Genomic DNA, 23,021 nt, shown 5'->3' with positions numbered 1-23,021 from the left:
TGTGAAACGCGTGCTCAAGGGCCCGTTGCCGGAGCCGGAAGGGAAATGCCGCGCTGGACGGCGGGGCGAAGCGCAACCTGATCGTGCCATCGGGTAAGGTGCTGGTGATGAGCGAGGCCAAACCCGCAGATCGTGGCGATGTGGGTCCAGCCGAAATTGGCGATATCCGCGACGGAATAAGTGTCACCCGCCAGCCATTCATTCGCCGACAGCTGGCCGTCGAGCACGGCGAACGCATCTTCGGTCAGGCGGCGGTAGCGCTCGATTGCATCGGGTATTTTTGTGCCAGCAAACATTTCGAAGTGCACCCGCTGGCCCAAAAGGGGTCCGAGGCTCGATGAGTGGAACTGAAGCCACTTGATCGCTTCCCATCGCGCAAGGGGTGCCTGCGGAAGAAGCTGCCCGCTTTTTTCTGCGAGATAGAGCAGGATGGCGGCAGATTCGAACAGGGTGACGCCAGTCTCGTGATCGGTGATCACGGGAATCCGGCCGTGTGGATTGAGGGCCAGGAAGGCCGGTTGCCGGTGTTCGCCCTTGTCGATGGCGATATGATGCAGGCGATAGGGCAAGGCGAGCTCTTCGAGTGCAATTGTTGCCTTGAACCCGTTCGGGGAGGCGTCGGTATAAAGGTCAATCATTCAGGTTGTCCTGCTGGGGAGATAAAAATCCGGTGTGATCCGCTGACCCATTCATGACTGTGGTCGTGGAAATTCGTCCATGGACTAGGTTAGGCATCTGTTCTGTGTCTCTTTTTGATATACGCTTTTCTAAATTTGTGTGACGGCCACCTGTCTGTTAATAGATTGAATAGGTACCGATAAAAAACGATTCAATCTTCTCTTAGAGTTTAGGTAGGCTAATCTTTGAATCCTGTTCTCCCTCTTCTTGCGCTGCGGGCGTTTGCTGAAACCGGGCGCCATGGCAGCTTGAAGAAAGCCGCGGATGCGATGGGTGTCACAGCCGGGGCCATTAGCCAGCAGATCCGGCAGCTGGAGGAGCGGCTCGGCGTGATCCTGTTCACCCGCACCCGCTATGGTGTCCGTTTGACGCAAGCTGGCGAGAGAGTTCACCCGGCGCTTGTTCTGGCTTTCGACCAGATCGCTCGAAGTCTTGAAATTCTGGAAACAGCAAACGTCCCACCGGCACTGACCGTCAGCACGGAGCCATCTTTTGCCGCATCCTGGCTGGTGCCTCGCCTAGGGCGGTTTGCTGCCCGGCATCCGGATATCGAGGTCCGTGTCGAGGCGACGGCGGAACTCGCCGATCTGCAAAGGGATCGCGTCGACGTTGCGATACGGCATGGTCTTGGCCGCTATCCGGGCCTCGTTTCGGAACTGTTGATGGCGCCGGTCCTCCTGCCGGTCGCAGCGCCTGCGTTGTTGAGGGACGGACCGTCGATCAACACTCCCGCAGATTGCCTTGCCTATCCGCTTCTTCAGGATGGCGCACGGGCGGACTGGCCGATGTGGTTTCAGGCCCTCGGTGTACCCGACGATCAGCGTGCCGGGCGTGGCCCCTCATTCGACGACGATTTCCTGCTCGTCCGTGCCGCTATCGCTGGTCAGGGAATGGCCCTGGTCCGCGACCTTTATGTTACCGAGGAGATTGCCCTTGGCCGTCTTGCCCTTGTGTTGGACACACCTTGGCCAACCGATTTTGCCTATTACGCCGTCACGCATCCGCACACTGCCACTCGCAGCACGGTGCAAAACTTCATCGGCTGGCTGAAGGAAGAGGCGTCAGGGAGCCTCGTGCCCATCTGAGGGCTTTTGAAAAAATATGCATGACAGAAGGTGGCGTGTTTTCTCTTCTTAACGCCGTCAGACGCGCATCGTGATCCATCCCCGCGCGAAAATGTCGCCGTGGGTGTCAAAGAGCAACTTGGCCGGGGCGCTGAAAGCTGCCTCGTAAAGTAGTAATAGGTGACACCTCTCAGCGCCCCGTTCTATGTCTTTTGCCGCGTTTCTCAGGTTCTTCTGCGCTTTCCGCTCTGACCGGAAAGCCTCCAATGCCCCAGCCCGGCCGCTTATCCGCCAAGCCTTTCAATCCGGCGGGGTTTGGCCCTGGACCGTCCAAGAACGGTGTGACCACCCGGCACGCCCGGTTCATTTGCGAACCGNCCTCCAATGCCCCAGCCCGGCCGCTTATCCGCCAAGCCTTTCAATCCGGCGGGGTTTGGCCCTGGACCGTCCAAGAACGGTGTGACCACCCGGCACGCCCGGTTCATTTGCGAACCGGAGGAGAACCACCTTTCACGCAGCCCCGGGGATTTCGCGCGCGTTTCGCCAAACCATCCGGGCACCGGCCCCACCTCGCCGGCAACGCTTTCCGGTGTATCCGTGATGGGACGCAGCGAGTATGGCACTGGTTTTAAGGGCGGGGATTTGCGGGGATGATTTTTGCCCAGGATATCACCCGAGCCCTTGCCGTGCGGTGCATTGCGACCATTGTAACCGTAACGTACTTCCCCGCCCGGCCGCTAAGTGCTCCTGTGATACCCGCATCCAAAGGAGTATTGTTATGAGACGCTTGTTCCTCGTTACCGTGCTGGCCACGGCGATGATCTCGACGACCGTCGCGGCCTTCTCTCCTCAAGAATTGCGGCAACGTACGCTTGAGCGCCGCGCTGTGGAAGCCGTCATCTGGGGTATTCCGGCCGTCAACTATGATCTGATGCTGCAGGAAATGCTGGCAAAGACGAAGGGTAAGGTCAACCAGATCGTCTACTGGTCCCGGCCACTCGACTGGCACAACCAGACGCTGACGCCCAATCCGGACGCGATCTATCTGATGACCTTCACCAACACAAAGGACGTTGGGCCGATCGTCATCGAGGTACCACCTGCGCAAGGCGGCTCGATCAACGGCAACATCGTCAACGTCTGGCAGATGCCGCTTGAGGACGCGGGGCCTATGGGGGCGGATCAGGGCAAGGGCGGCAAATATCTCATCCTGCCGCCTGGTTACGCCGAAAAGATCCCAGACGGTTACATCCCGCTGAAGTCGGATACCTATGGCGGCTACGCGCTGCTCCGGTCGAATCTCCCCAGCCATAGCGAAGCCGATATCGAGAAGTCGGTTGCCTACGGAAAGAAACTGAAGGTCTATCCGTTATCGCAGGCGGCCAACCCATCGGAGACGGTTTTCAGCGACGCCAAGGACGTACTGTTCGATAGCACCATCCGCTACGATGCCAGCTTTTTCAAATCGCTCGACCGCATCATCCAAACCGAACCGTGGCTGCCACGTGACCGGGTGATGATCGACCAGTTGAGGACGCTTGGCATCCAGAAGGGCAAACCCTTCGAACCGGATGTGCAAACGAGCAAGCAGCTTGAAGTTGGTGTTCATGAGGCGCAGCAGTGGCTCGAAGCCAAATATGCCTCGGAACTGATACCCTTCTATGACAAGGGACGCTGGAATTTTCCGGCCAACCCCGAATTGGTCAAAGCCGCATCCGCCTCCTTCGACGAGCCTGACGCTTATCCCGTCGATATTCGCGGCCTGACTTACAGCTACGGCTACATTGGCATCAAACGCCTCGGAACGGGCCAGTTCTATTTAATTTCCATCAAGGACAAGGATGGCAAGACCTTTGACGGATCAAAAACATACCGTCTTAATGTGCCTGCGAACGTGCCGGTTGAGCAATATTGGTCGCTGACCGCCTATGATCGTGAGACCCATGCGCTGATCCGCAACATGCCGCGCGCCAGCCGCTCGTCGCAGATCCCGGAGTTGATCAAGAATGCCGACGGCTCGGTCGATCTGTTCCTCGGACCGAAAGCGCCTGATGGCAAAGATATGAACTGGATACCGACCGATCCAAAGCGGGACTTCGAACTGATGTTCCGGCTCTATGCACCGACAAAGGCCTTGTTCGACAAGACATGGGTGCTTTCGGACGTTGAGCAGGTCCGGAAATAGACTTGGTTCCGGCAATTGTGCCTGCCCGATGCAACGGTCCCTACTTTATGGCCATGCAGCTGCGAAGAAGGAAGCAGTGGGCGGCCGCTGGGAAAGCGCCGGTTCTCGTTCACGCCAGCTAGATAGAGGTATGAAATGATCCGTATAGTTACAGCAAGGGCCGGAATGCTTGGACTGGCATTCCTTCTGCACATCCCGGACGTTTTTGCCGCTGACGCGGTAACCGTCGATAATTTCATCCGTGCGGAAAGCGATCTCTATTTCCATAATCTCGCCGGGGAGGGCGGCTTAGGTACATTTCTTCATCGCCGCGAGCCGGCCGATGTCGATAAGCAGACCGTCATCCGCCTGAACCGGGACACTCTGTATTCGTCGGCGGTTGTGGATCTCGACGCAGGGCCAGTCAGTATCGCCCTGCCTGACGCCGGCGGGCGTTTTATGTCGCTCATGGTGATCAACCAGGATCATTACATCTCGACGGTTTCCTACACGGGGACGACCACCCTGACGAGGGAGGGGGTGGGAACCCGGTATGCCGTTGTGGGGGTTCGAACCTTCGTCGATCCGAACAGCCCGGACGACGTCAAGCAGGTGCACGCGCTTCAGGACAAGCTGAATGTTGAGCAGCCCGGAGGACCGGGAAAACTCGACCTGCCGGAATGGGACCAGGCCAGCCAGAAGAAGGTGCGCGACGCGCTGCTGATCCTGGCGACGACGATGCCGGATTTCAACAGGGCGTTCGGATCAAAGACTGACGTGGATCCAGTCCGCCATCTCGTTGCCAGTGCTGCCGGATGGGGCGGAAACCCCGACAAGGATGCGACCTACCTCAACATTACACCGGCAAACAACGATGGAACGGTCGTCTACAAGCTCGACGTCAAGGATGTTCCGGTCGATGGCTTCTGGTCGATTAGTCTCTACGATGCCGGGGGCTACTACGAAAAGAATCCCTATAATTCCTATTCGCTCAACAATGTGACGGCCAAGAAAAATCCGGACGGATCGATTTCGGTGCAGTTCGGCGGCTGCGACGGGAAAATCCCCAATTGCCTGCCGGTCATGAAGGGCTGGAACTACACGGTGAGGCTGTATCGTCCACGCGCGGACATTCTCGATGGCTCCTGGACCTTCCCCGAGCCTAAGCCTGTCCGGTAGGCCGGCTGTGCCGCACATTCATGCGGGAGCGCCTTGAATACGTCAGAGCCACACCGCCCGCGAAAGGACGGTGTGGCCTTCCGGCCGAATGTTTCAGATGGGCGCCGGATACATCTTGTGCAGTTTCGCAATGCCCTTCAGCACGTCGGCTGACAGAACCACATCCTTTGCGCCGATATTCGTCTTCAACTGTGCCATGCTCGTCGCGCCGATAATCACCGAGGTCATGAAGGGGCGGGTGAGGCTGAAGGCGAGCTGCATCTGGGCGAGGTCTAGACCGTGTTCGCGAGCCAGCGCCGCGTAGGCCTGGACTGCGGGCTCCTGATATTCGGTGTAGCGGCCGCCGAGGTCGCCGTTGATCGACAGGCGTGAACCCTCCGGATTGGCGCCGTTCAGGTATTTGCCGGAGAGAAGACCGGCGGCGAGCGGCGAATAGGCAAGCAGGCCGACATTTTCATGATGGCTGACTTCGGCCAGATCGAGGTCGAAGGCGCGGTAGAGGAAATTGTATTCATTTTGCAGCGAGGCGATGCGGGGAGCCCCGAGTTTCTCGGCAAGCGCCAGCATCTTCATCGTACCCCAGGCGGTATCGTTGGAGAGGCCGACGGCGCGGACCTTGCCTTCCTTGACGAAGGCGCCCAGCGTTTCGAGGATGGCGTGGAGATCGTCGATCGTCGCGGACGTGTCCTGATGCGAGGGATCATAGGTCCACGACTGGCGGAAATGATAGTGGCCGCGGTTCGGCCAGTGCATCTGGTAGAGATCGACATGATCGGTCTGCAGGCGCTTCAGGCTGACTTCAAGCGCTTCGCGCATGGTCTTGGGGCTCGCAGGCGTTCCACCACGAATATAGGGACGGCCGGGACCGGCGACCTTGGTGGCGACGACGATGTCATCGCGCTTGCCGCTCTTCTTCAGCCATGTGCCGATATAGTCTTCGGTGAGGCCCATGGTTTCGGGGCCGGCCGGAGTGACGGGGTAAAGCTCAGCAGTGTCGAAAAAGTTGACGCCCTGGCCGACGGCATAATCCATCTGCTCATGCGCTTCCGCTTCGCTGTTCTGCGTGCCCCAGGTCATGGTGCCCAGGCAGATTTCCGAAACCGTGATGCCGGTGCGGCCGAGTGTGTTGTATTTCATGGTGCTTAACGTGCCTCAAACTGTGTCCGGCGGCGAATGTAGAGGCTGTTTGCTGCGGCGCAAGAGAAAAGCAGAGCCGTGCACAGGCGCCGGCTTTGGGGCTCGAAAGCTTGACTCATGCGTCAGGAATGTGAATGGAGAGGAAAAAGCTCCTGCCTGCCTTATGTTTGCCGGCAATGGGTTGGAATGAAACGGCGTAGCCAGGCTGCGCATGACGAGGAATAACCTCATGGCAATTGCATTCACATTTCCAGGACAGGGCAGCCAGGCGCTGGGCATGGGCAAGGATCTGGCCGAGGCCTTTCCGGAAGCCGCCGCCGTCTTTGCCGAAGTCGACGACGCACTCGGCGAAAAGCTCTCCGATATCATGTGGAACGGTCCCGAGGAAACGCTGACGCTGACAGCCAACGCCCAGCCGGCGCTAATGGCGGTGTCGATCGCGGCGCTGCGGGTCCTCGAAGCAAAAGGTCTCGACCTGAAATCCAAGGTTTCCTACGTCGCCGGCCACTCGCTTGGCGAATATTCCGCACTCTGTGCCGCCGGCACGTTTTCGCTCGCCGATACGGCGCGGCTCTTGCGCATTCGCGGCAACGCCATGCAGGCGGCGGTTCCGGTCGGCAAAGGCGCGATGGCAGCGATCATCGGGCTTGAGCATGCGGATGTTGATGCCGTCTGCACGGAAGCATCCGCCCTCGGTTCCTGCCAGATCGCCAATGACAATGGCGGCGGCCAGCTGGTGATTTCGGGCGAGAAGGCGGCTGTCGAAAAGGCGGCTGCCCTGGCGACGGAAAAAGGCGCCAAGCGCGCCATCCTGCTGCCGGTTTCCGCTCCCTTCCATTCGACGCTGATGGGACCGGCTGCCGACGCCATGCGCGAGGCGCTGTCCACGGTCGCAAAGAACAATCCGGCCGTGCCGCTGATCGCCAATGTGCGCGCAGCCCCGGTCACCGATGCGGACGAGATTGCCAAGCTACTGGTCGAGCAGGTCACCGGCCAGGTCCGCTGGCGCGAGACCGTCGAGTGGTTTGCCGCCCATGATGTGACGACATTGTACGAGGTTGGTTCCGGCAAGGTGTTGACCGGCCTGGCGCGCCGCATCGACAAGACTGTCACCGGCATCGCCGTCAATTCTCCCGCCGATATCGATACGGCGCTTCAAGCTCTGCTCGGCTAAGCCGAACCCAACAAGGACCCAAGACCATGTTCGATCTGTCTGGCCGCAAGGCCCTCGTTACCGGCGCATCCGGCGGCATCGGCGAAGAGATTGCCCGCATCCTGCATGCGCAGGGCGCCATCGTCGGCCTGCACGGCACCCGCGTCGAAAAGCTGGAAGAGCTTGCCAATTCGCTTGGCGAGCGTGTTCATCTCTTCCCGGCCAATCTGGCTGATCGCGATGCCGTCAAGGCGCTCGGCGAAAAGGCCGAAGCCGAACTCGGCGGCGTCGACATCCTCGTCAACAATGCCGGGATCACCAAGGACGGCCTGTTCGTGCGGATGAGCGACGAAGACTGGGATGCCGTTCTCGAAGTCAACCTGACCTCGGTCTTCCGGCTGACCCGCGAGCTGACGCATCCGATGATGCGCCGCCGCCATGGCCGCATCATCAACATCACCTCGATCGTCGGCGTGACCGGCAATCCGGGCCAGGCCAATTACTGTGCCGCCAAGGCCGGCATGATCGGCATGTCGAAGTCGCTTGCCCAGGAAATCGCCACCCGCAACGTGACGGTCAACTGCGTCGCCCCGGGCTTCATCGAAAGTGCGATGACCGGCAAGCTGAACGACAAGCAGAAGGACGCCATCATGGGCGCCATCCCGATGAAGCGGATGGGCACCGGCGGCGAAGTGGCGTCGGCGGTTGCTTATCTGGCTTCCAACGAGGCGGCCTACGTCACCGGCCAGACCATCCATGTCAACGGCGGCATGGCGATGATCTAACCCCTTGGCATAGGCCGTCAAAGGCCTGTGCCACCACGTTTCCGGCTCTATCGGAGATGTGGGGCCGAAATACCGGGAATTGCATGTTGACCAAGCCATTCCCGGCCATTTTCGGACTTTGCGGCAGACTTAAACCGTGTTAAGCGGGCCATGACTGTGCGCAGTCGATCGGAAGATATGCGGTATATGCTGGCTTTGGCAGGCGTGGTTTGCCCGCTTCCGGTTGAACGAATTGCCAGGCGGATCGTCTTGATCTGTCAGGCGTTAATAGGGTACCGATGTCAGAACGGCATCGTTGAGAAAAACAAAGGTCGAGGAATCCGACATGAGCGACGTAGCAGAACGCGTAAAGAAAATTGTTATTGATCATCTTGGCGTCGATGCCGAAAAGGTCTCGGAAGGCGCAAGCTTCATCGACGATCTGGGCGCTGACTCGCTCGACACCGTCGAACTGGTCATGGCATTCGAAGAAGAGTTCGGCGTCGAAATTCCTGACGATGCAGCGGATTCGATCCTGACGGTCGGCGACGCTGTCAAGTTCATCGAGAAGGCACAGGCCTAATATCAGGCCGTGTTCGGGCGGGGCGCTTTGCGGCCCGCCTTTCGTCCCTTCATGGGGCGCGCTCTCCGTTACGAGAGCAAAAAGCATGATCAAGGAAAGCCTCAAGGCTTCCGTACCTGAGATCACGCAGTACAGCATCACGGAATAGGATGTACGGATCCGGTTTTTTGCGCGAGGTCCGGTCCGGTTCTGGAACGAACAGGCAGGATGGATCACGGGCATGAGACGTGTCGTTATCACCGGTACCGGCATGGTATCTCCCTTGGGCTGCGGGACTGAGATATCCTGGTCGCGGCTCATCGCCGGCGAAAACGCCGCCCGTAAAGTCACAGAATTCGAAGTCGAAGACCTTCCCGCAAAAATCGCCTGCCGCCTGCCGTTCGGCGATGGCACCAATGGTACCTTCAATCCGGACAACTGGATGGAGTTGAAGGAGCAGCGCAAGGTCGACAGTTTCATCGTCTATGCAATGGCCGCCGCCGATATGGCGCTTGCCGACGCTGACTGGCATCCGAAGACCGACGAAGACCAGATCGCCACCGGCGTGATGATCGGCTCGGGCATCGGCGGCCTCGAAGGCATCGTTGAAGGCGGCATCACGCTGCGCGACCGTGGCCCGCGCCGGGTTTCTCCTTTCTTCATTCCAGGCCGCCTGATCAACCTTGCCTCCGGCCAGGTATCGATCCGCCACAAGTTGCGCGGCCCCAATCATTCCGTCGTTACCGCCTGCTCGACGGGCGCCCACGCCATTGGCGACGCCGCCCGCTTCATCGCCCTGGGCGATGCCGACGTGATGGTCGCCGGCGGGACGGAGTCACCGATTTCACGCATTGCGCTGGCCGGCTTTGCCGCCTGCAAGGCGCTTTCCACCCAGCACAATGACGACCCGACCAAGGCATCGCGCCCCTATGACAAGGACCGTGACGGTTTCGTCATGGGCGAGGGCGCCGGTATCGTCGTGCTGGAAGAACTCGAGCACGCCAAGGCGCGCGGCGCCAAAATCTATGCCGAAGTCGTTGGCTACGGTCTCTCCGGCGACGCTTTCCATATCACGGCACCGGCCGAGGACGGCGACGGCGCGTATCGCTGCATGCAGATGGCTCTGAAGCGCGCTGGCCTGTCGGCAGGCGATATCGACTATATCAATGCCCACGGCACATCGACCATGGCCGACACGATCGAACTGGGTGCTGCCGAGCGCGTTCTCGGCGAGCATGCGGGCAAGGTCTCGATGTCATCGACAAAGTCGGCGATTGGCCACCTGCTTGGTGCAGCCGGTGCTGTCGAAGCGATTTTCTGCGCGCTGGCGATCCGCGACAATGTCGCTCCCCCGACGCTCAATCTCGACAATCCGTCGGTCGAAACCAAGATCGATCTGGTGCCGCATGTGGCGCGCAAGCGCGAGATCAATGTCGCCCTGTCGAATTCCTTCGGCTTCGGCGGCACCAACGCCTCGCTGGTTCTGCGTCGTTACGCCTGATTTTGGATATAGCGGGCCTGCCGGATGGCGGCCCGTCATCAACGCCGGTATCATTCCGGCGTACCCCGCAAGCACGATAATTCTCCCACTATCGTGCTTTTGCCGCATTGCTCGGTTCAAACATGGCATACGGACGTTTGCGACTGAACCGGTATCGTCAGCCCAGTGCCTTGTGTCCATACTGACACAAGGCCAAAAGCGTACTGCGGCTACAATCGCAACAAGGTGATTCTCATTCCTGTTTCTCTTCTGGAGTTCGCATCAGGGATGAAGACGTGCATGACGCGAATTCCAGACCCAGGACACCAGTGAACGACGCAAACGAAAACAGCGCAGCGCCTTTCGGCCGCAACGAGGCGGGCAATAACGGCCCGATCATCCCGAAATCGGCGAGCGAAGCTCTTCGTCCAGAAAAAGTGCCGCAGCCGCCAAAGCGGTCGCGCAAGGCAAAAAGCCAGGTCGTTATCTTTCTGAATTTCCTGATGACCGTGATCGTCTGCCTGACGATCGCGGCAGCCGGTACGGTTTACTATGCAATGTCCGCCTATGAGGACAACGGCCCGCTGACGGCCAATACGAATTTCATCGTGCGCAATGGCGCCGGCATCCAGGAAATCGCCAGCAGCCTTGAGCGCAACAATATCGTGTCCGATGGTCGCGTCTTCCGTTTCATGTCGGAGGCCTATCTCGATGACAACGATACGCTGAAGGCCGGCGAATACGAGATCAAGGCCGGTTCCTCGATGCAGGAGATCATGCAGCTCCTGAAATCGGGCAAGTCCATCCTCTATTCGGTGTCGCTGCCGGAAGGCCTGACGGTCAAGCAGATGTTCTCCCGATTGAGCAGTGACCCCGTTCTGGAAGGCGACCTTCCCGCGGCAATGCCGGCAGAAGGCACGCTGCGTCCGGATACATACAAGTTTTCGCGTGGTACCAAGCGGGCTGAAATCGTCGCGCAGATGGCAGCGGCACAGAAGCAGCTTGTCGATCAGATCTGGGACCGGCGTGATCCGGACTTGCCGATTGCCAGCCGTGAAGAATTCGTCACCCTGGCATCGATCGTCGAGAAGGAAACCGGCATTGCGGATGAACGGTCGCGCGTTGCATCGGTCTTCATCAATCGCCTGGAAAAGGGCATGCGGCTGCAGTCCGACCCGACGATCATCTATGGGATTTTTGGCGGTGATGGCAAACCGACCGACCGGCCGATCCTGAAGTCTGACCTCGAGAAGGACACGCCTTACAACACCTACATGATCAAGGGCCTGCCGCCGACACCGATCGCCAATCCAGGCCGGGCAGCGCTCGAAGCGGTTTCCAATCCGTCGCGCACGTCCGACCTCTATTTTGTCGCCGACGGCACGGGTGGGCATGTGTTTGCCGCCACGCTCGATGAACACAACAGCAATGTCCGCCGCTGGCGCAAGATCGAGGCCGAAAAGGCCGCTGCGGCGAAAGCGGCGGAGACCGCACCAGCCCAGGAATAATCGGGCCTCCATCAGGCTTGTGGATGACACGGCTCCGGTACGCTTGACCCTTGCGGTTGACCGTGCCGGGGCCGTACACATTCATGCAACAATTCAAAGTTCCGCAGCTTCCGACACTTCGTTGAGGAGAATACTGCCGGGCCGGAGGAAAAAACGATGCCGCTGCAATCCATGACGGGATTTGCCCGCCGCGAGGGGACTTGCGGACGTTACCGCTGGGCGTGGGAACTCCGTTCGGTCAACGGCAAGGGGCTGGATCTGCGGTTGCGGCTGCCGACGGGCACGGAGCATCTGGAAACGGACGTCCGCAAGCTGGCCGGTGAGAGCTTCGCGCGCGGCAACATGCAGGTCAACCTCACCGTCAGCGCCAGCGAAACCAGCGTCGAGCCGGTGATCAACCAGGGGGCTCTTTCAGCCGTCCTGTCGTTGCGCGAGCAGTTGCGCGATGTCATCGATCCGGCGCCACTGCGCCTCGATACGCTTCTGTCCATTCGCGGCATCGTTGATTTTCGCGAACCGGAAGAACAGGAGGGCGAGCGCGCCACCCGCGATAGCGATATCCTCGCCGGATTGCGTCAGGCCCTTTCCGACATGACCTCGATGCGCGAGGGGGAAGGCGTGGCGCTCCGCCGGGTCTTGCTGGAACAGATCGACCGGATCGAGACGCTGACCAGCGAGATCGAGGCAGACCCGTCGCGCAGTGTGGCCGTCATTACCGCCCGCCTTGCCAGCCAGGTGGCCCTGGTGATGGACGGCGGCTCGAAGATCGATCCGGAACGTCTCTATGCCGAAGTGGCACTGCTGGCGGCCAAGGCCGATATCCGCGAGGAGATCGACCGCTTGCGCACCCATGTGACGGCAGCCCGGGATCTTTTGCAAAAAGGCGGCCCTGTCGGCCGCAAACTCGATTTCCTTTCTCAGGAATTTAACCGCGAATCAAATACCATCTGTTCCAAGTCGAATGCCGCTGCGGTCACTGCCGCTGGTATTGAATTGAAGGTCGTCATCGACCAGTTCCGTGAACAGGTCCAAAATCTGGAGTGAACCCCGTGAGCCAAACGTCCACCAAAGCCATTCAGCGCCGCGGTCTCATGCTGGTGATCTCGTCGCCTTCGGGCGCGGGCAAGTCGACGATTGCGCGCAACCTGCTCGAATCCGATCCGCATATGAGCATTTCGGTCAGTGTCACGACGCGCAAGCGGCGTCCGAGCGAGATCGAAGGGCGGCACTATTTCTTCAAGTCGATCCGCGAATTTGAGGGGTTGCGCCAGACCGATGCGCTGCTGGAATGGGCCGAGGTTCACGGCAATTTCTACGGCACGCCACGCGATGCCGTCGAGACGGCGATGTCGGAAGGGCAGGACATGCTGTTCGATATCGATTGGCAGGGTGCCCAGCAGTTGCAGGAAAAGATGGGCGGCGATGTCGTCTCGATCTTCATCCTGCCGCCGACCATGGCCGAACTGCAGTCCCGTCTGCATCGGCGTGCCGAGGATACCGAAGAGGTGATTGCCACGCGGCTGGCCAATTCGCGCTCGGAGATCGAGCACTGGCTGGAATATGACTATATCGTCGTCAACGAGGATCTCGACAGCGCCTTCGCCTCCGTCAAGGCCATTGTCGAGGCCGAGCGGCTTCGCCGCGACCGTCGTCCGGGACTGTTCGAATTCGTCAATGGTTTGCTGACGGAAACGCCGAAGCTCTGATGGTCTCTGGTTAGGGATCAGGTGCCAATTGCTCTCTCTTCTCCCCAGCGGGGAGAAGGTGGCCCGTAGGGCCAGATGAGGGGGCGGCAGGCTTCCGATTCGTGGAAAGCTCCCCCTCATCGCCTCGAATGCGCTCGGCACTTCTCCCCGCTGGGGAGAAGAGGACAGGCTACATACAATTCGCCAACCGGCAGAACTCTTCCACCGACAGTGTTTCCGCCCGGCGTTTCGGGTCGATCTCGGCCTTGGCCAGCAAGGCTTCTCCACCGATCGATTTGACGCTCTGGCGCAGCATTTTGCGGCGCTGGCCAAAGGCGGCCATCGTTACCTTTTCGAGGGCTTCTGCCGAGCAGGGGATCGGGTTTTCGAGCGGTTCGAGATGCACCACGGATGACGTGACCTTCGGCGGCGGTGAGAAGGCTTGTGGCGGTACGTCGAAGGCCATGCGGGCGTTCGTGCGCCAGCCGCAAAGCACGCCGAGGCGGCCGTAATGGTCGTCATCGGCTTCGGCAACGATCCTGAGGCCCACTTCGCGCTGGAACATCAGCGTCATCGACTGGTAGAACGGCGGCCAGACCTTCGGCAAAAGCCAGTTGACCAGAAGCTGCGTGCCGACATTGTAAGGCAGGTTGGCGATGATCTTGACTGGCCCCTCGGTGACAAGCTCCTCGAACCGTGTCTTCAGCGCATCGCCTTCGACCACTTCGAGACGGCCGGGATAGAAATCCGAAATTTCGGCAAGAGCGGGCAGGCAGCGGGAATCGCGCTCGATGGCAATGACCTTCTTGGCGCCCAGCGACAGGATGGCGCGGGTGAGGCCGCCCGGACCGGGGCCGACCTCGATCACCGTCACGCCCTCAAGCGGACCAGCCGTGCGGGCGATCTTCTGGGTGAGGTTGAGGTCGAGCAGAAAGTTCTGGCCGAGCGCCTTTTTAGCATCCAGGCCGTGGCGGGCGATAACGTCGCGCAGCGGCGGCAAACCGTCGATCGCTGCCATCAGTTTTCTCCTCGTGCGGTATTATCGGCCAATTGCTGTGCCATCCGCAGTGCTGCCAGCAGGCTGTCGGCGCGGGCAATGCCCTTGCCGGCAAGGCTGAACGCCGTGCCGTGATCCGGCGAGGTGCGGATGAACGGCAGCCCGAGCGTCGCGTTGACGCTGTCGTCGAAGCCGAGCGCCTTGGCAGGGATCAGCGCCTGATCGTGATACATGCAGATCGCTACATCGTATGTGGCGCGGGCGCGGTCATGGAACATGGTGTCGGCGGGCAGGGGGCCGGTGATATCGACGCCTTCGATCTTCAATCGTTCGATGACGGGGCGGATGATTGCATCGTCTTCCAGCCCAAGTGCGCCGCCTTCACCCGCATGCGGATTGAGACCGGCAACGGCGACGCGAGGGGAGGCAAGACCGAAGCGTTCCTTCAAGTCGCGCACGGTGATCGCGCAGGTGCGGTAAATCAGATCGGCACTCAACTGCTCCGGCACATCCTTCAGCGGGATATGGATCGTCACCGGAACGGCCATCAGCTTCGGCCCGGCAAGCATCATGACCGGAAGCAGCGGCTCACCTGTCAGGCGCTCGCCGAGGTCGGCGAGAAATTCCGTATGGCCTGGAAATTGAAAGCCGGCGTCATAGAGCACCGACTTGGCGATCGGATTGGTGACAATGGCGGAGGTGGAACCTTCCATCGTCAGCCGCACCGCGGTTTCGATGGCACCGGTGATGGCGGCTGCATTGGTGGAGTCCGGCATGCCGGGCGTGACAGCTGCCGCGCAGGCCACTGGCAGCACTGGCAGAGCATCGTTGAAGATGCTGATAGCGCTGGCGCAATCCGTTTCGCGGATGGCAGCGCTATGGCCGAGAACACGGGCTCTGGCCTCAAGCGCAGCGGCATCGCCGATCAGAATGAACGGCGGCGTCTGCCAGGCTTGCCTGTTGATCCAGGCGTCAAGGGTAATGTCGAGGCCAATCCCGGCGGGATCGCCCATGGTCAGGGCGAGCGGCCTGGCGCGCGTCGGGTTCATGCTGTTTTATTACTTTTCGATGATCTGTGCGCGCTTGCGCAGTTCCTCGATGTAACGCTTGCTGTTGGGATCTTCCCCACCGGTCTTCTTACCGAGATCTTCGGCACGGAAAACGATTTCGGCAGCCAGATCGTCAGAGACTTCGCGCTTCTTGCAGATGGCGAGATATTCGACACCACGTTCCGTGACGCGGGTGCCGGTCGTGCCGTTGTCGCCAGCCTTTTCGATCAGTGGCTTCCAGTCGGCCGGAAGCTCCTGCGCCATCATGCGGCCGAGATTGCGGATCGATACGTCGCGCATCGTGGCAGCAAAGACCTTTGCCTGCTCACAGCCCGGGAATTTCGAGCGCGACGCATTGGCCTCAGCCTGGCGCTTGCCGATGATGGCGTTGCGCTTGGCGGCGGGCACGACAAAGATCACCTGCTGCAGGAAGTATTCCGTGGTGACCGGCTTGTTGCCGCCGTTTTCCTGCATGCGCCGGACGAGGTCTTCGTTCGACAGGCGTCCACCGCCGCCGCCGCCGAAGCGGGCATTGACGACCCGTGGCCAGCTCATGGCAACGGCGACATAGTTCCTGAAGTGATCGATGCCGACCCCTGCCTGATCGAGAACCTGCGACAGCTGCTGAACGGAGAGCTTGTTGCCGGCGGCGAAGCGCCCAACGGCGCCTTCGACTTCCGTGGTGCTGACCGAGGCGCCGACGCGCAGAACTTCCTCGCGCTTGAGGGCTTCATCGATCATCTGCTCGCGGGCAGCGCCCGGGCCGCCGCTCTGTCGCTGCAGGCGCATGAAAGCAGCGCGCTTGGCAATGTCGCCGGATGTGATGGGCGAACCGTTGACGACAGCAACCACCTTGCTTGCGGCGTAAGTGACCGGCGCGGAGGAAAGAGCCAGGCCGCAGGCAAGAACTATTGCCGAAACCGTGCGCGTGATCGAAAGCTTCCCGCCCATTCTTTAGTCCTTTTCATTTGCCCTGGACATCCTGTGTCCGGGCCATGGTCTTCATGCCAAGCGCCATCATCCTGCGCATTTCTGCGCAACAGATGCATAATACATGCGGCCGAACAATGACAAGACCTGCCGTTCGCCGCAAAATAGCGCTTCGGCCGTCAATTCTCTGTGACAGCACGTTTAGAAAACGGCTGTTACAGCGGAGACGAGGGCGCCATCAGGGCGGCGCGCCTCAGTTCAAGCCGTCAAACTTCGTGTCACCAACGTAGATATCGCCGAGTGTACGGAAGCTGATACGCGCGCCGATCGACCAGTCATTGGCAATGGATTGATTGCTGTCGCGCTCTTCCTTGTAGACCAGCGAGAAGATCGTATCCCGGTCGTCATAGGTGATGCCGATGCCATTGCGGGTGATGACATTACTGTTCAGATCGTACGTAATCGATCCGAACACCGACCAGTAATCGGCAAACTTGTAGGCCGCAGCCGTCTGGATTTCATCCTGATCACTGGTCGAGCCATAAAGTGGCTGTGCCTGGATACTGGTATAGGTGAGGGCCGTCTGCCAGAAGATACCTTGATAACCAAGCGTCGCATCGGCACGGCGCATGTTGAAATCTTTCTCGTCGAAGCGGCCACTGAGGCTGGCTGTGATGCCGGAAGGCGCGTCGATGCCGATCATCGTTACATAATCGGAGCGGTCGGTTTCAAGGCCCGAATTCGCACCGGCCTTGACCAGGTCGTCGGTTGCAAACGAATTCACGCCGCCAAGATGGAAGGATTGGCCGGCGATGGCACGCAAGGCATAGCCGTTGCCAAGAGCACCGGTATAGCGCACGCCAAGATTGGCGCGTGTTCCACCTTCGATACGGTCATAACCCGAGAACTTGTCGCGGTCGAACAGCGATGTCGCGTCGAAGACGAAGCTCTGCGCATCTTCGTTCGGCAAACCGCCAGCATATTCCTCATTGGGCCGGGCGAAAATCTGGGCGATCGGTTCGATGATGTGGCTGCTGTAGTCGGTCGCCAAAAGGATGGGGTAACGTGCATCGATACCGGCGGTCAGCATCCGCCGCGTGGTGGCGTCGTCGCTGTTGAAGTTGCCGGTATAGTCGATGCCCGGATCGGTCATCGACGATCCGATCAGGTCGCCGCGAGCCGCCAGGATCGGCGTCAGCGACAGGCCACCGGGAACGATGAAATTGCGTTTCCACTCAAGGTCGGCCGTGAAACGCTGATACGTGCCCTCAAGGCCGCGGAAGCGATCGACAATGCCCGGTATTTCCAGCTCATCCTCGCGGTTGCGATTGATGTTTGTCAGATTGATATCGGCGGTCAACTCGCCACCGAACACCGGTGCCGGGTGGGTATAGGAATAATCGAGAACCTGAGCGACGGCCTGCTTGTTTTCCGCGATGCTGTCCGGATCGGCATCCTGGATATCGAAATAGAAGGCGCGGGCATCGAAGGAATTGCGCTTGCCGAGACCCGACAGATAGACTTGGTTTGTAAAGGTCGTGCCGTCGAAGGTCGAAAGCTCATAGGTCTTGGCGAAGTTGTTGTCGCTTTGGACGAGAACATCCCAGCCGAAGGTCCAGCGCGGGTTGATATCGAACTTGGCCTTGGAACCGATCATGCCGCGATTGGTTTCCTGGGCGTCGACGGTGTTGCCGGTAAAGCTGCTGCGGTTCAGCTGACTGATCCCAGCCATGCTGAGAATATGTTCGCCGTTTTCGAAGCGCTGGCGGAACTCGCCCTGCAGCAGGAAACCCTGGCGGCTGAGGCCGGTTGCCGTGACCGTCGCATCCATATAGGGCGAGATCGCCCAGTAATAAGGAATGCTGACACCGGCGCCGAGCTTCTGGGTATAGCCGAATTTCGGAATGAGGAAGCCGCTCTTGCGCTTGACCGTCTGGTCAGGAACCTCGAGCACCGGCAGGTACAGGATCGGCTTGCCGAACAGCTCGAACTTGGCATTCTCCATACGGATCGTATGGGTCTTGCCGTTCTGAACGATGCGCTGCGCCTTGACGTGCCAGAGCGACTTGTGGTCGGGATCGGTCGCGCAGGGGGTGCAGGCCGTGTAGACGGCGTTGTTGAGAATCATCTCCTCGCCATTGCGCCGCTCGCCGGTCACGGCGGCGAGCTTCGTCAGGTCGGTGGTTTCGACCCGCAGCCGCTCGATGAAGCCGTTGCCGAAATCGTCGGTCACGTCCATCTGGTCGGCATAGACCTTGTTGCCGCCGGGCTCGATCAGCTCGATTTCACCGGTCGCAATGATGCGCCCGGTCTTCTGGCTGTATTCGACCTGCTGGGCGACCATCTGGTAGCCGCCATAATTGATCTGGACTGCGCCGCGTACGATGACGCGCTCCGCATCCTTGTTGTAGACGAGCTCGTTGGCCGACAGAAGCATCTTGGCGTCTTCGGGGAGCTTCGGATTGAGCGAATCGATATTGGTGTCTTGTGCCCATGCGGGTGCGATCGGCGTCAGCACCTGCAGCGCAACACCGGAAAGCAGAATGGCCGCCAGCAGCCTGATATGTTTGCGGTTGCTTGCCGCCACTAGCCATCCTCCTCATGCAATAGAATCGTCGAACCCAGCGCCATCGCTACAACAACTGGCAACCAGGCTGCAACGAACGGAGGCACTATGCCGCTGCTCCCGAATGCTTTGACAAGCACGGTGACGACATAAAGCACGAAGCCCGACAGGATTCCACCGAGAATTACCGGTCTCGATTGGTTAAACCGGCTAAATTTTAACGAGACGCTTGCAGCGATCAGAGTCATTGCGACCAGAAGCAGCGGGAGCGCCAGCATGGAGTGGAATTGGGTTTCCATCGCATTGGTCGGGAAGCCGAAGGACTTCGCTACTTCGATTTTGCGCCTCAGGTCGAAAAATTGAATAGAATCAGCCTTCGTCAACGTTTCCTGGACGAATTCCGGCTTCAGATGGGTCGGCAGTTGTACCGTTGCGAGGCGGCGTGGCAGCTCACCGTTGCGGGTTTCCGTCACCCCATTAAGAAGCCAGTAACCATCTTCCAGTTTTGCCGAGGCGGCGTCCTGCCTTAAAACGATCGTGCCAAGCGGATCGAAATGGATCACCGTCACATTGATCAGCGTCTTGCCTTCGTCCTGAACGGACCGGGCGCCGATGATCGTATCGTCTTTTCCGTAGATCTGGCGCAGCCAGGGGATGGAAATTGCCGAGACGGCCGAGGATGAACTGCCCCATTCAGCCTCAAGCGCTTCTGCCTGTTTCGTGCCCCAGGATGCGATCGGATTGAGCACGATCACCGTTGCAACGCCGAACAGGAATGCGCCGATAACGAAAGGCTGCAGGAACTGCCAAACGGAGATGCCGGCGGCGCGTGTCACCACCAGTTCATAGCGGCGATTGAGTGAAATCAGGGCGGCCATGCCAGCAAACAGGGCGACGAAAGGCACTGTCTGCTGCAAAATCATCGGGATGCGGAACGTCGTCATCAACAGCGCCCCGGTAACAGAGTAGCGCGGCAGTTGCGACATCCGGTTGGCGAGTTCGCTGAAGTCGATGATGAAGATCAACGCGAAGATACCGGCGAGGAACCAGAATGTGGTGATCGCGTATCGCTTGAAAAAATAACGCCCGAGCGTCGTGAAGATCATTTCACCTGGTTCCCGTCAGATGCCGGGTTGGCCTTGGTCAGGCGCAGGCGAACCAGAATCTCGTTGACCTTCTGCTCCAGCGTGAGAGGAATTTCAAGCCGCCTGTTGCCCATCAACTGCCGTATCGCCAGATAGCCGGTGCCAAGCGGGATCAAATACATGATCGGGATGAAGAAGCGCGATTCCTCGGCGCTGTTGGCCGCATAGAAGGTTGTCCAGCGGATGAACAGACAGGTCAAAAGCGCCGTGATCATCGGATGCACGCGAGCTTCGCGGTGCGAGCGGGCATCGCTGCTGAAGACCAGCGCGATCAAGGCAAACAGTAGCGGATATGTCCATTCGGTGAGACGGCGATGCAGTTCCGCCTCGAAAGATCCCGGATTTTTCTCATAGACCGGGTCCTTCGGATCGGGATTGATCAGGAAGGGCAGGTCCCGGTCTTTGGCGCGGATCGTCGCCTGGCCGGCTGCTTTCGTCATATCGGTCAGATCGAAGGCGTAGCTGTCGAATTTGATGATCGAAACATTGCCGTCGGGCAGTTTGCGATGCACCTCGCCGTCTTTCATCACCAGTGCAGAACCGCTGTCATCAACGGCGCCTTCGCGGGCATAATAGACGAGTTCGTAGGCAGGGTCGCGCGAATCGGCGACGAAAATGCCGTGCAGGACGCCGCCGCTGCGCCGTGAGGCGACCTGGACATAGAGGCCATCGGCGATCTTGCGAAAGGTGTTTTCCTGAACGACCGACGACAGAAGGTCGGCATGCGCGGTAGCAATCATCTTGCGCACGGCCATGCGCGAATAAGGCTCGACGAAGTTATCGACGGTGAACGACACCGCGCTGAGCGCGAGGCCGAGATAGATGATCGGCCGGATGATCATCATGCGGGAGCTGCCGGCGGCATTTAGCACCGTCAACTCCGAATCGGCATTCATCGCCGTCAGCGTCTGTGCCACGCCGATGACCAGCGCGAAGGGGAGAATAAGGGGAATGATCGACGGCAGGACGAGCGTTGCAAGGCGCATGAAGGCCAGCACCGACTGGCCGCTATCGGTAACCAGATTGACGCTTGCCAGCGCCTGCGTCGTCCAGACAATCGCCATCAGCGGCAAAAGCGTGGCAAAGAACATGCCCGTTGCCCGCTTCAGGATATAGCGTTCGATCAGTTTCATGCGGGGTCCTGGCCCATCTTCCTGCCGTATGTCCGGTTTGCCATCGCCAGTCTGGGCATGGCCAAGCCAAATGTCCCTATCGCGCTGATCGAACCGGTTTGCAAGTTTTCCACGATAACCAAATTGTAAAAGAGCAGGGCTAAGGCTCGGCAAAGAATGATAGTTAACAGCATGTAAACGCAAGGCGGCGCCTTGCCAAGGTCATCGAAACCGACAACGGTGCATGAACATGTTTCCGGGCTTGCGGTTGATGGCGAATGTTTGCCACTGTAACCGCCATGTAACAGACTGGCGTCGGCCAAAGGCAATTCTGGAGTTTCTTCATGTCATTGAAATTTGAAATCGGTTTCAGCAAGTCAGCGCGCCTGTCAGGCGGCCTGGCGATCCTGCTGAAGACTCTTGACGGAAAAGAGGCGGCTGGGGCTGCGGAAGCCGATCCCGGCGCAATTATTGAAAAGGCTGCGCGAATCGCCAAGTTCAAGGCGAAATCGCTACGGACACTCGACATCGTTGCGCCGCAGGGCGCGCCCGTCGATCGCATCGTGGTGCTTGGCATCGGCGATGGTGCCGAGCTGGCGGCGCATGACTGGCTGAGGGCTGGCGGTGCTGCTGCGTCGAAAATCCGTGGTGCCGACAAGGTGGTGATTTTCCTCGATGCACCGGGCATCGAGGTGTCGGGCAAGGCGGCGGCCGATTTCGCCCTCGGCATGGAGATGAATGCCTACAGCTTCGACGCCTACAAGACGACGAAGAAGGACGATGACGACCAGAAAGGGCCGCCCAAGCCGGTCAGGGTGACGATCGTCACAGGCGCCGTCCTTGCCGCCAAGAAGGCCGCGATCAATTCGCAGGCGATTGCCGAAGGTGTCTTCATCGCCCGTGACCTCGTCAACGAGCCCGCCAATATTCTCGGACCTGTCGAATTCGCGGCCAAAGCGAAGGAGCTGGAAAAGCTCGGCGTCGAAGTCGAGCTCCTCACCGAGCGCGAAATGAAGAAGCTCGGCATGGGTGCGCTGCTCGGCGTGGCACAGGGGTCGGTGCGGCCGCCGCGTCTGGCGGTCATGCAGTGGAAGGGTGGCAAGCCGAAGGATAAGCCGGTTGCCTTCGTTGGCAAGGGCGTGGTGTTCGACAGTGGCGGCATCTCGATCAAGCCTGGTGCGGGCATGGAAGAGATGAAGGGCGATATGGGCGGCGCTGCCGCCGTGACCGGCCTGATGCACGTGCTGGCAAGCCGCAAGGCCAAGGCGAATGTCGTCGGAATCATCGGCCTTGTGGAAAACATGCCGGATGGCAACGCCCAGCGTCCGGGCGATATCGTCACCTCGATGTCCGGCCAGACCATCGAGATCATCAACACCGATGCCGAGGGCCGGCTCGTGCTGTGCGATGCGCTGTGGTATTGTAACGACCGCTTCAAGCCGCAGTTCATGATCAACCTGGCGACGCTGACTGGCGCCGTCATGGTGGCGCTCGGCAGCCATCATGCCGGCCTGTTCACCAATGACGACCGGCTGGCCGGGCAGCTGACCGCGGCCGGGCTGACCACGCAGGAACGCCTATGGCGCCTGCCGCTCGGCAAGGAATATGACAAGATGATCGACAGCAAGTTTGCCGATATGAAGAATACAGGCGGTCGCTACGCCGGGTCCATCACCGCCGCCCAGTTCCTGAAGCGCTTCGTCAAGGATACGCCTTGGGCGCATCTCGACATCGCAGGAACCGCGATGGGTTCACCGACCGACGAGATCAACCAGTCCTGGGCCTCCGGCTTCGGTGTGCGGCTGCTGGATGAACTGGTCCGCGCCAATTACGAGAACTGACCCGCGA

19 protein-coding genes are annotated in these 23,021 nt (G+C 59.7%); 11 read left to right on the top strand and 8 right to left on the bottom strand.

Going from position 1 to position 23,021, the window contains the following annotated elements:
* Window positions 1-14: 14 nt before the first annotated feature.
* Complete coding sequence (locus tag ASC96_RS13350; protein WP_060503545.1) at window positions 15-638, bottom strand: glutathione S-transferase family protein; 624 nt, start codon at window positions 636-638, stop codon at window positions 15-17.
* 225 nt (window positions 639-863) lie between these two features.
* Here ASC96_RS13350 and ASC96_RS13345 point away from each other — a divergent pair, with 225 nt between their 5' ends.
* The 3 genes from ASC96_RS13345 to ASC96_RS13330 all read left to right on the top strand — a co-directional run bounded on the left by ASC96_RS13345 (window position 864) and on the right by ASC96_RS13330 (window position 5,085).
* Window positions 864-1,763: a LysR substrate-binding domain-containing protein gene (locus ASC96_RS13345; RefSeq protein ID WP_060503544.1), complete on the top strand. Its 900-nt coding sequence runs from the start codon at window positions 864-866 to the stop codon at window positions 1,761-1,763.
* A gap of 757 nt (window positions 1,764-2,520) precedes the next feature.
* Complete coding sequence (locus ASC96_RS13335; protein ID WP_060503542.1) at window positions 2,521-3,927, top strand: DUF1254 domain-containing protein; 1,407 nt, start codon at window positions 2,521-2,523, stop codon at window positions 3,925-3,927.
* 165 nt (window positions 3,928-4,092) lie between these two features.
* A complete protein-coding gene (locus ASC96_RS13330) occupies window positions 4,093-5,085 on the top strand; it encodes a DUF1254 domain-containing protein (RefSeq protein WP_060503541.1) in 993 nt (330 codons plus the stop codon).
* 93 nt (window positions 5,086-5,178) lie between these two features.
* Here ASC96_RS13330 and ASC96_RS13325 read toward each other — a convergent pair whose 3' ends face one another.
* Window positions 5,179-6,222, bottom strand: coding sequence for an aldo/keto reductase (locus ASC96_RS13325; RefSeq protein WP_060503540.1), 1,044 nt, complete (start codon window positions 6,220-6,222; stop codon window positions 5,179-5,181).
* A gap of 229 nt (window positions 6,223-6,451) precedes the next feature.
* Here ASC96_RS13325 and fabD point away from each other — a divergent pair, with 229 nt between their 5' ends.
* From fabD to gmk, 7 genes are all read left to right on the top strand, one after another.
* Window positions 6,452-7,396, top strand: a complete 945-nt coding sequence (gene fabD, locus ASC96_RS13320) for an ACP S-malonyltransferase (protein ID WP_060503539.1) — start codon at window positions 6,452-6,454, stop codon at window positions 7,394-7,396.
* Window positions 7,397-7,422: 26 nt separating this feature from the next.
* Window positions 7,423-8,160 carry a 3-oxoacyl-[acyl-carrier-protein] reductase gene (gene fabG, locus ASC96_RS13315; protein ID WP_060503538.1) on the top strand — a complete coding sequence of 246 codons (738 nt, stop codon included), beginning with the start codon at window positions 7,423-7,425 and terminating at the stop codon, window positions 8,158-8,160.
* 325 nt (window positions 8,161-8,485) lie between these two features.
* Window positions 8,486-8,722, top strand: coding sequence for an acyl carrier protein (locus tag ASC96_RS13310; protein ID WP_018327362.1), 237 nt, complete (start codon window positions 8,486-8,488; stop codon window positions 8,720-8,722).
* A 220-nt stretch (window positions 8,723-8,942) separates the two neighbouring features.
* Window positions 8,943-10,202 carry a beta-ketoacyl-ACP synthase II gene (fabF, locus tag ASC96_RS13305; RefSeq protein WP_060503537.1) on the top strand — a complete coding sequence of 420 codons (1,260 nt, stop codon included), beginning with the start codon at window positions 8,943-8,945 and terminating at the stop codon, window positions 10,200-10,202.
* A gap of 308 nt (window positions 10,203-10,510) precedes the next feature.
* A complete protein-coding gene (gene mltG / locus ASC96_RS13300; RefSeq protein WP_060503536.1) occupies window positions 10,511-11,689 on the top strand; it encodes an endolytic transglycosylase MltG in 1,179 nt (392 codons plus the stop codon).
* A gap of 156 nt (window positions 11,690-11,845) precedes the next feature.
* Window positions 11,846-12,733 (top strand): YicC/YloC family endoribonuclease, encoded by an 888-nt coding sequence (locus ASC96_RS13295; RefSeq protein WP_060503535.1) that lies wholly within the window; start codon window positions 11,846-11,848, stop codon window positions 12,731-12,733.
* Entirely contained in the window at window positions 12,730-13,395 is a 666-nt protein-coding gene (gmk, locus tag ASC96_RS13290; protein ID WP_060503534.1) for a guanylate kinase, read from the top strand. Before ASC96_RS13295 ends, gmk begins: the two co-directional genes overlap by 4 nt.
* 169 nt (window positions 13,396-13,564) lie before the next feature.
* On the opposite strand, the gene rsmA is transcribed toward gmk, so the two are convergent.
* The 6 genes from rsmA to lptF form a co-directional block, all read right to left on the bottom strand.
* Window positions 13,565-14,392, bottom strand: coding sequence for a 16S rRNA (adenine(1518)-N(6)/adenine(1519)-N(6))-dimethyltransferase RsmA (gene rsmA, locus ASC96_RS13285; RefSeq protein ID WP_060503533.1), 828 nt, complete (start codon window positions 14,390-14,392; stop codon window positions 13,565-13,567).
* Complete coding sequence (pdxA, locus tag ASC96_RS13280; protein ID WP_060503532.1) at window positions 14,392-15,420, bottom strand: 4-hydroxythreonine-4-phosphate dehydrogenase PdxA; 1,029 nt, start codon at window positions 15,418-15,420, stop codon at window positions 14,392-14,394. Before pdxA ends, rsmA begins: the two co-directional genes overlap by 1 nt.
* Before the next feature lie 9 nt (window positions 15,421-15,429).
* Window positions 15,430-16,371 carry a molecular chaperone SurA gene (locus tag ASC96_RS13275; RefSeq protein WP_060503531.1) on the bottom strand — a complete coding sequence of 314 codons (942 nt, stop codon included), beginning with the start codon at window positions 16,369-16,371 and terminating at the stop codon, window positions 15,430-15,432.
* A 232-nt stretch (window positions 16,372-16,603) separates the two neighbouring features.
* Window positions 16,604-18,937 carry an LPS-assembly protein LptD gene (locus ASC96_RS13270; protein ID WP_060503530.1) on the bottom strand — a complete coding sequence of 778 codons (2,334 nt, stop codon included), beginning with the start codon at window positions 18,935-18,937 and terminating at the stop codon, window positions 16,604-16,606.
* The gene (gene lptG, locus ASC96_RS13265; RefSeq protein WP_060503529.1) at window positions 18,937-20,022 is read right to left on the bottom strand and encodes an LPS export ABC transporter permease LptG; all 1,086 of its coding nucleotides are present in this window, start codon (window positions 20,020-20,022) and stop codon (window positions 18,937-18,939) included. Before lptG ends, ASC96_RS13270 begins: the two co-directional genes overlap by 1 nt.
* Entirely contained in the window at window positions 20,019-21,194 is a 1,176-nt protein-coding gene (gene lptF / locus ASC96_RS13260) for an LPS export ABC transporter permease LptF (protein ID WP_060503528.1), read from the bottom strand. The genes lptG and lptF overlap by 4 nt, the downstream gene beginning before the upstream one ends.
* A 323-nt stretch (window positions 21,195-21,517) precedes the next feature.
* Here lptF and ASC96_RS13255 point away from each other — a divergent pair, with 323 nt between their 5' ends.
* On the top strand, window positions 21,518-23,014 hold the full coding sequence (locus ASC96_RS13255) for a leucyl aminopeptidase (protein ID WP_060503527.1): 1,497 nt from the start codon (window positions 21,518-21,520) through the stop codon (window positions 23,012-23,014).
* Window positions 23,015-23,021 lie beyond the last annotated feature (7 nt).

It is taken from the genome of Rhizobium sp. Root1204 (assembly GCF_001424965.1).
Classification (GTDB): domain Bacteria; phylum Pseudomonadota; class Alphaproteobacteria; order Rhizobiales; family Rhizobiaceae; genus Pararhizobium.
The sequence above is the reverse complement of the archived record's forward strand: the minus strand, read 5'-3'. Positions and strand labels throughout refer to the sequence as shown.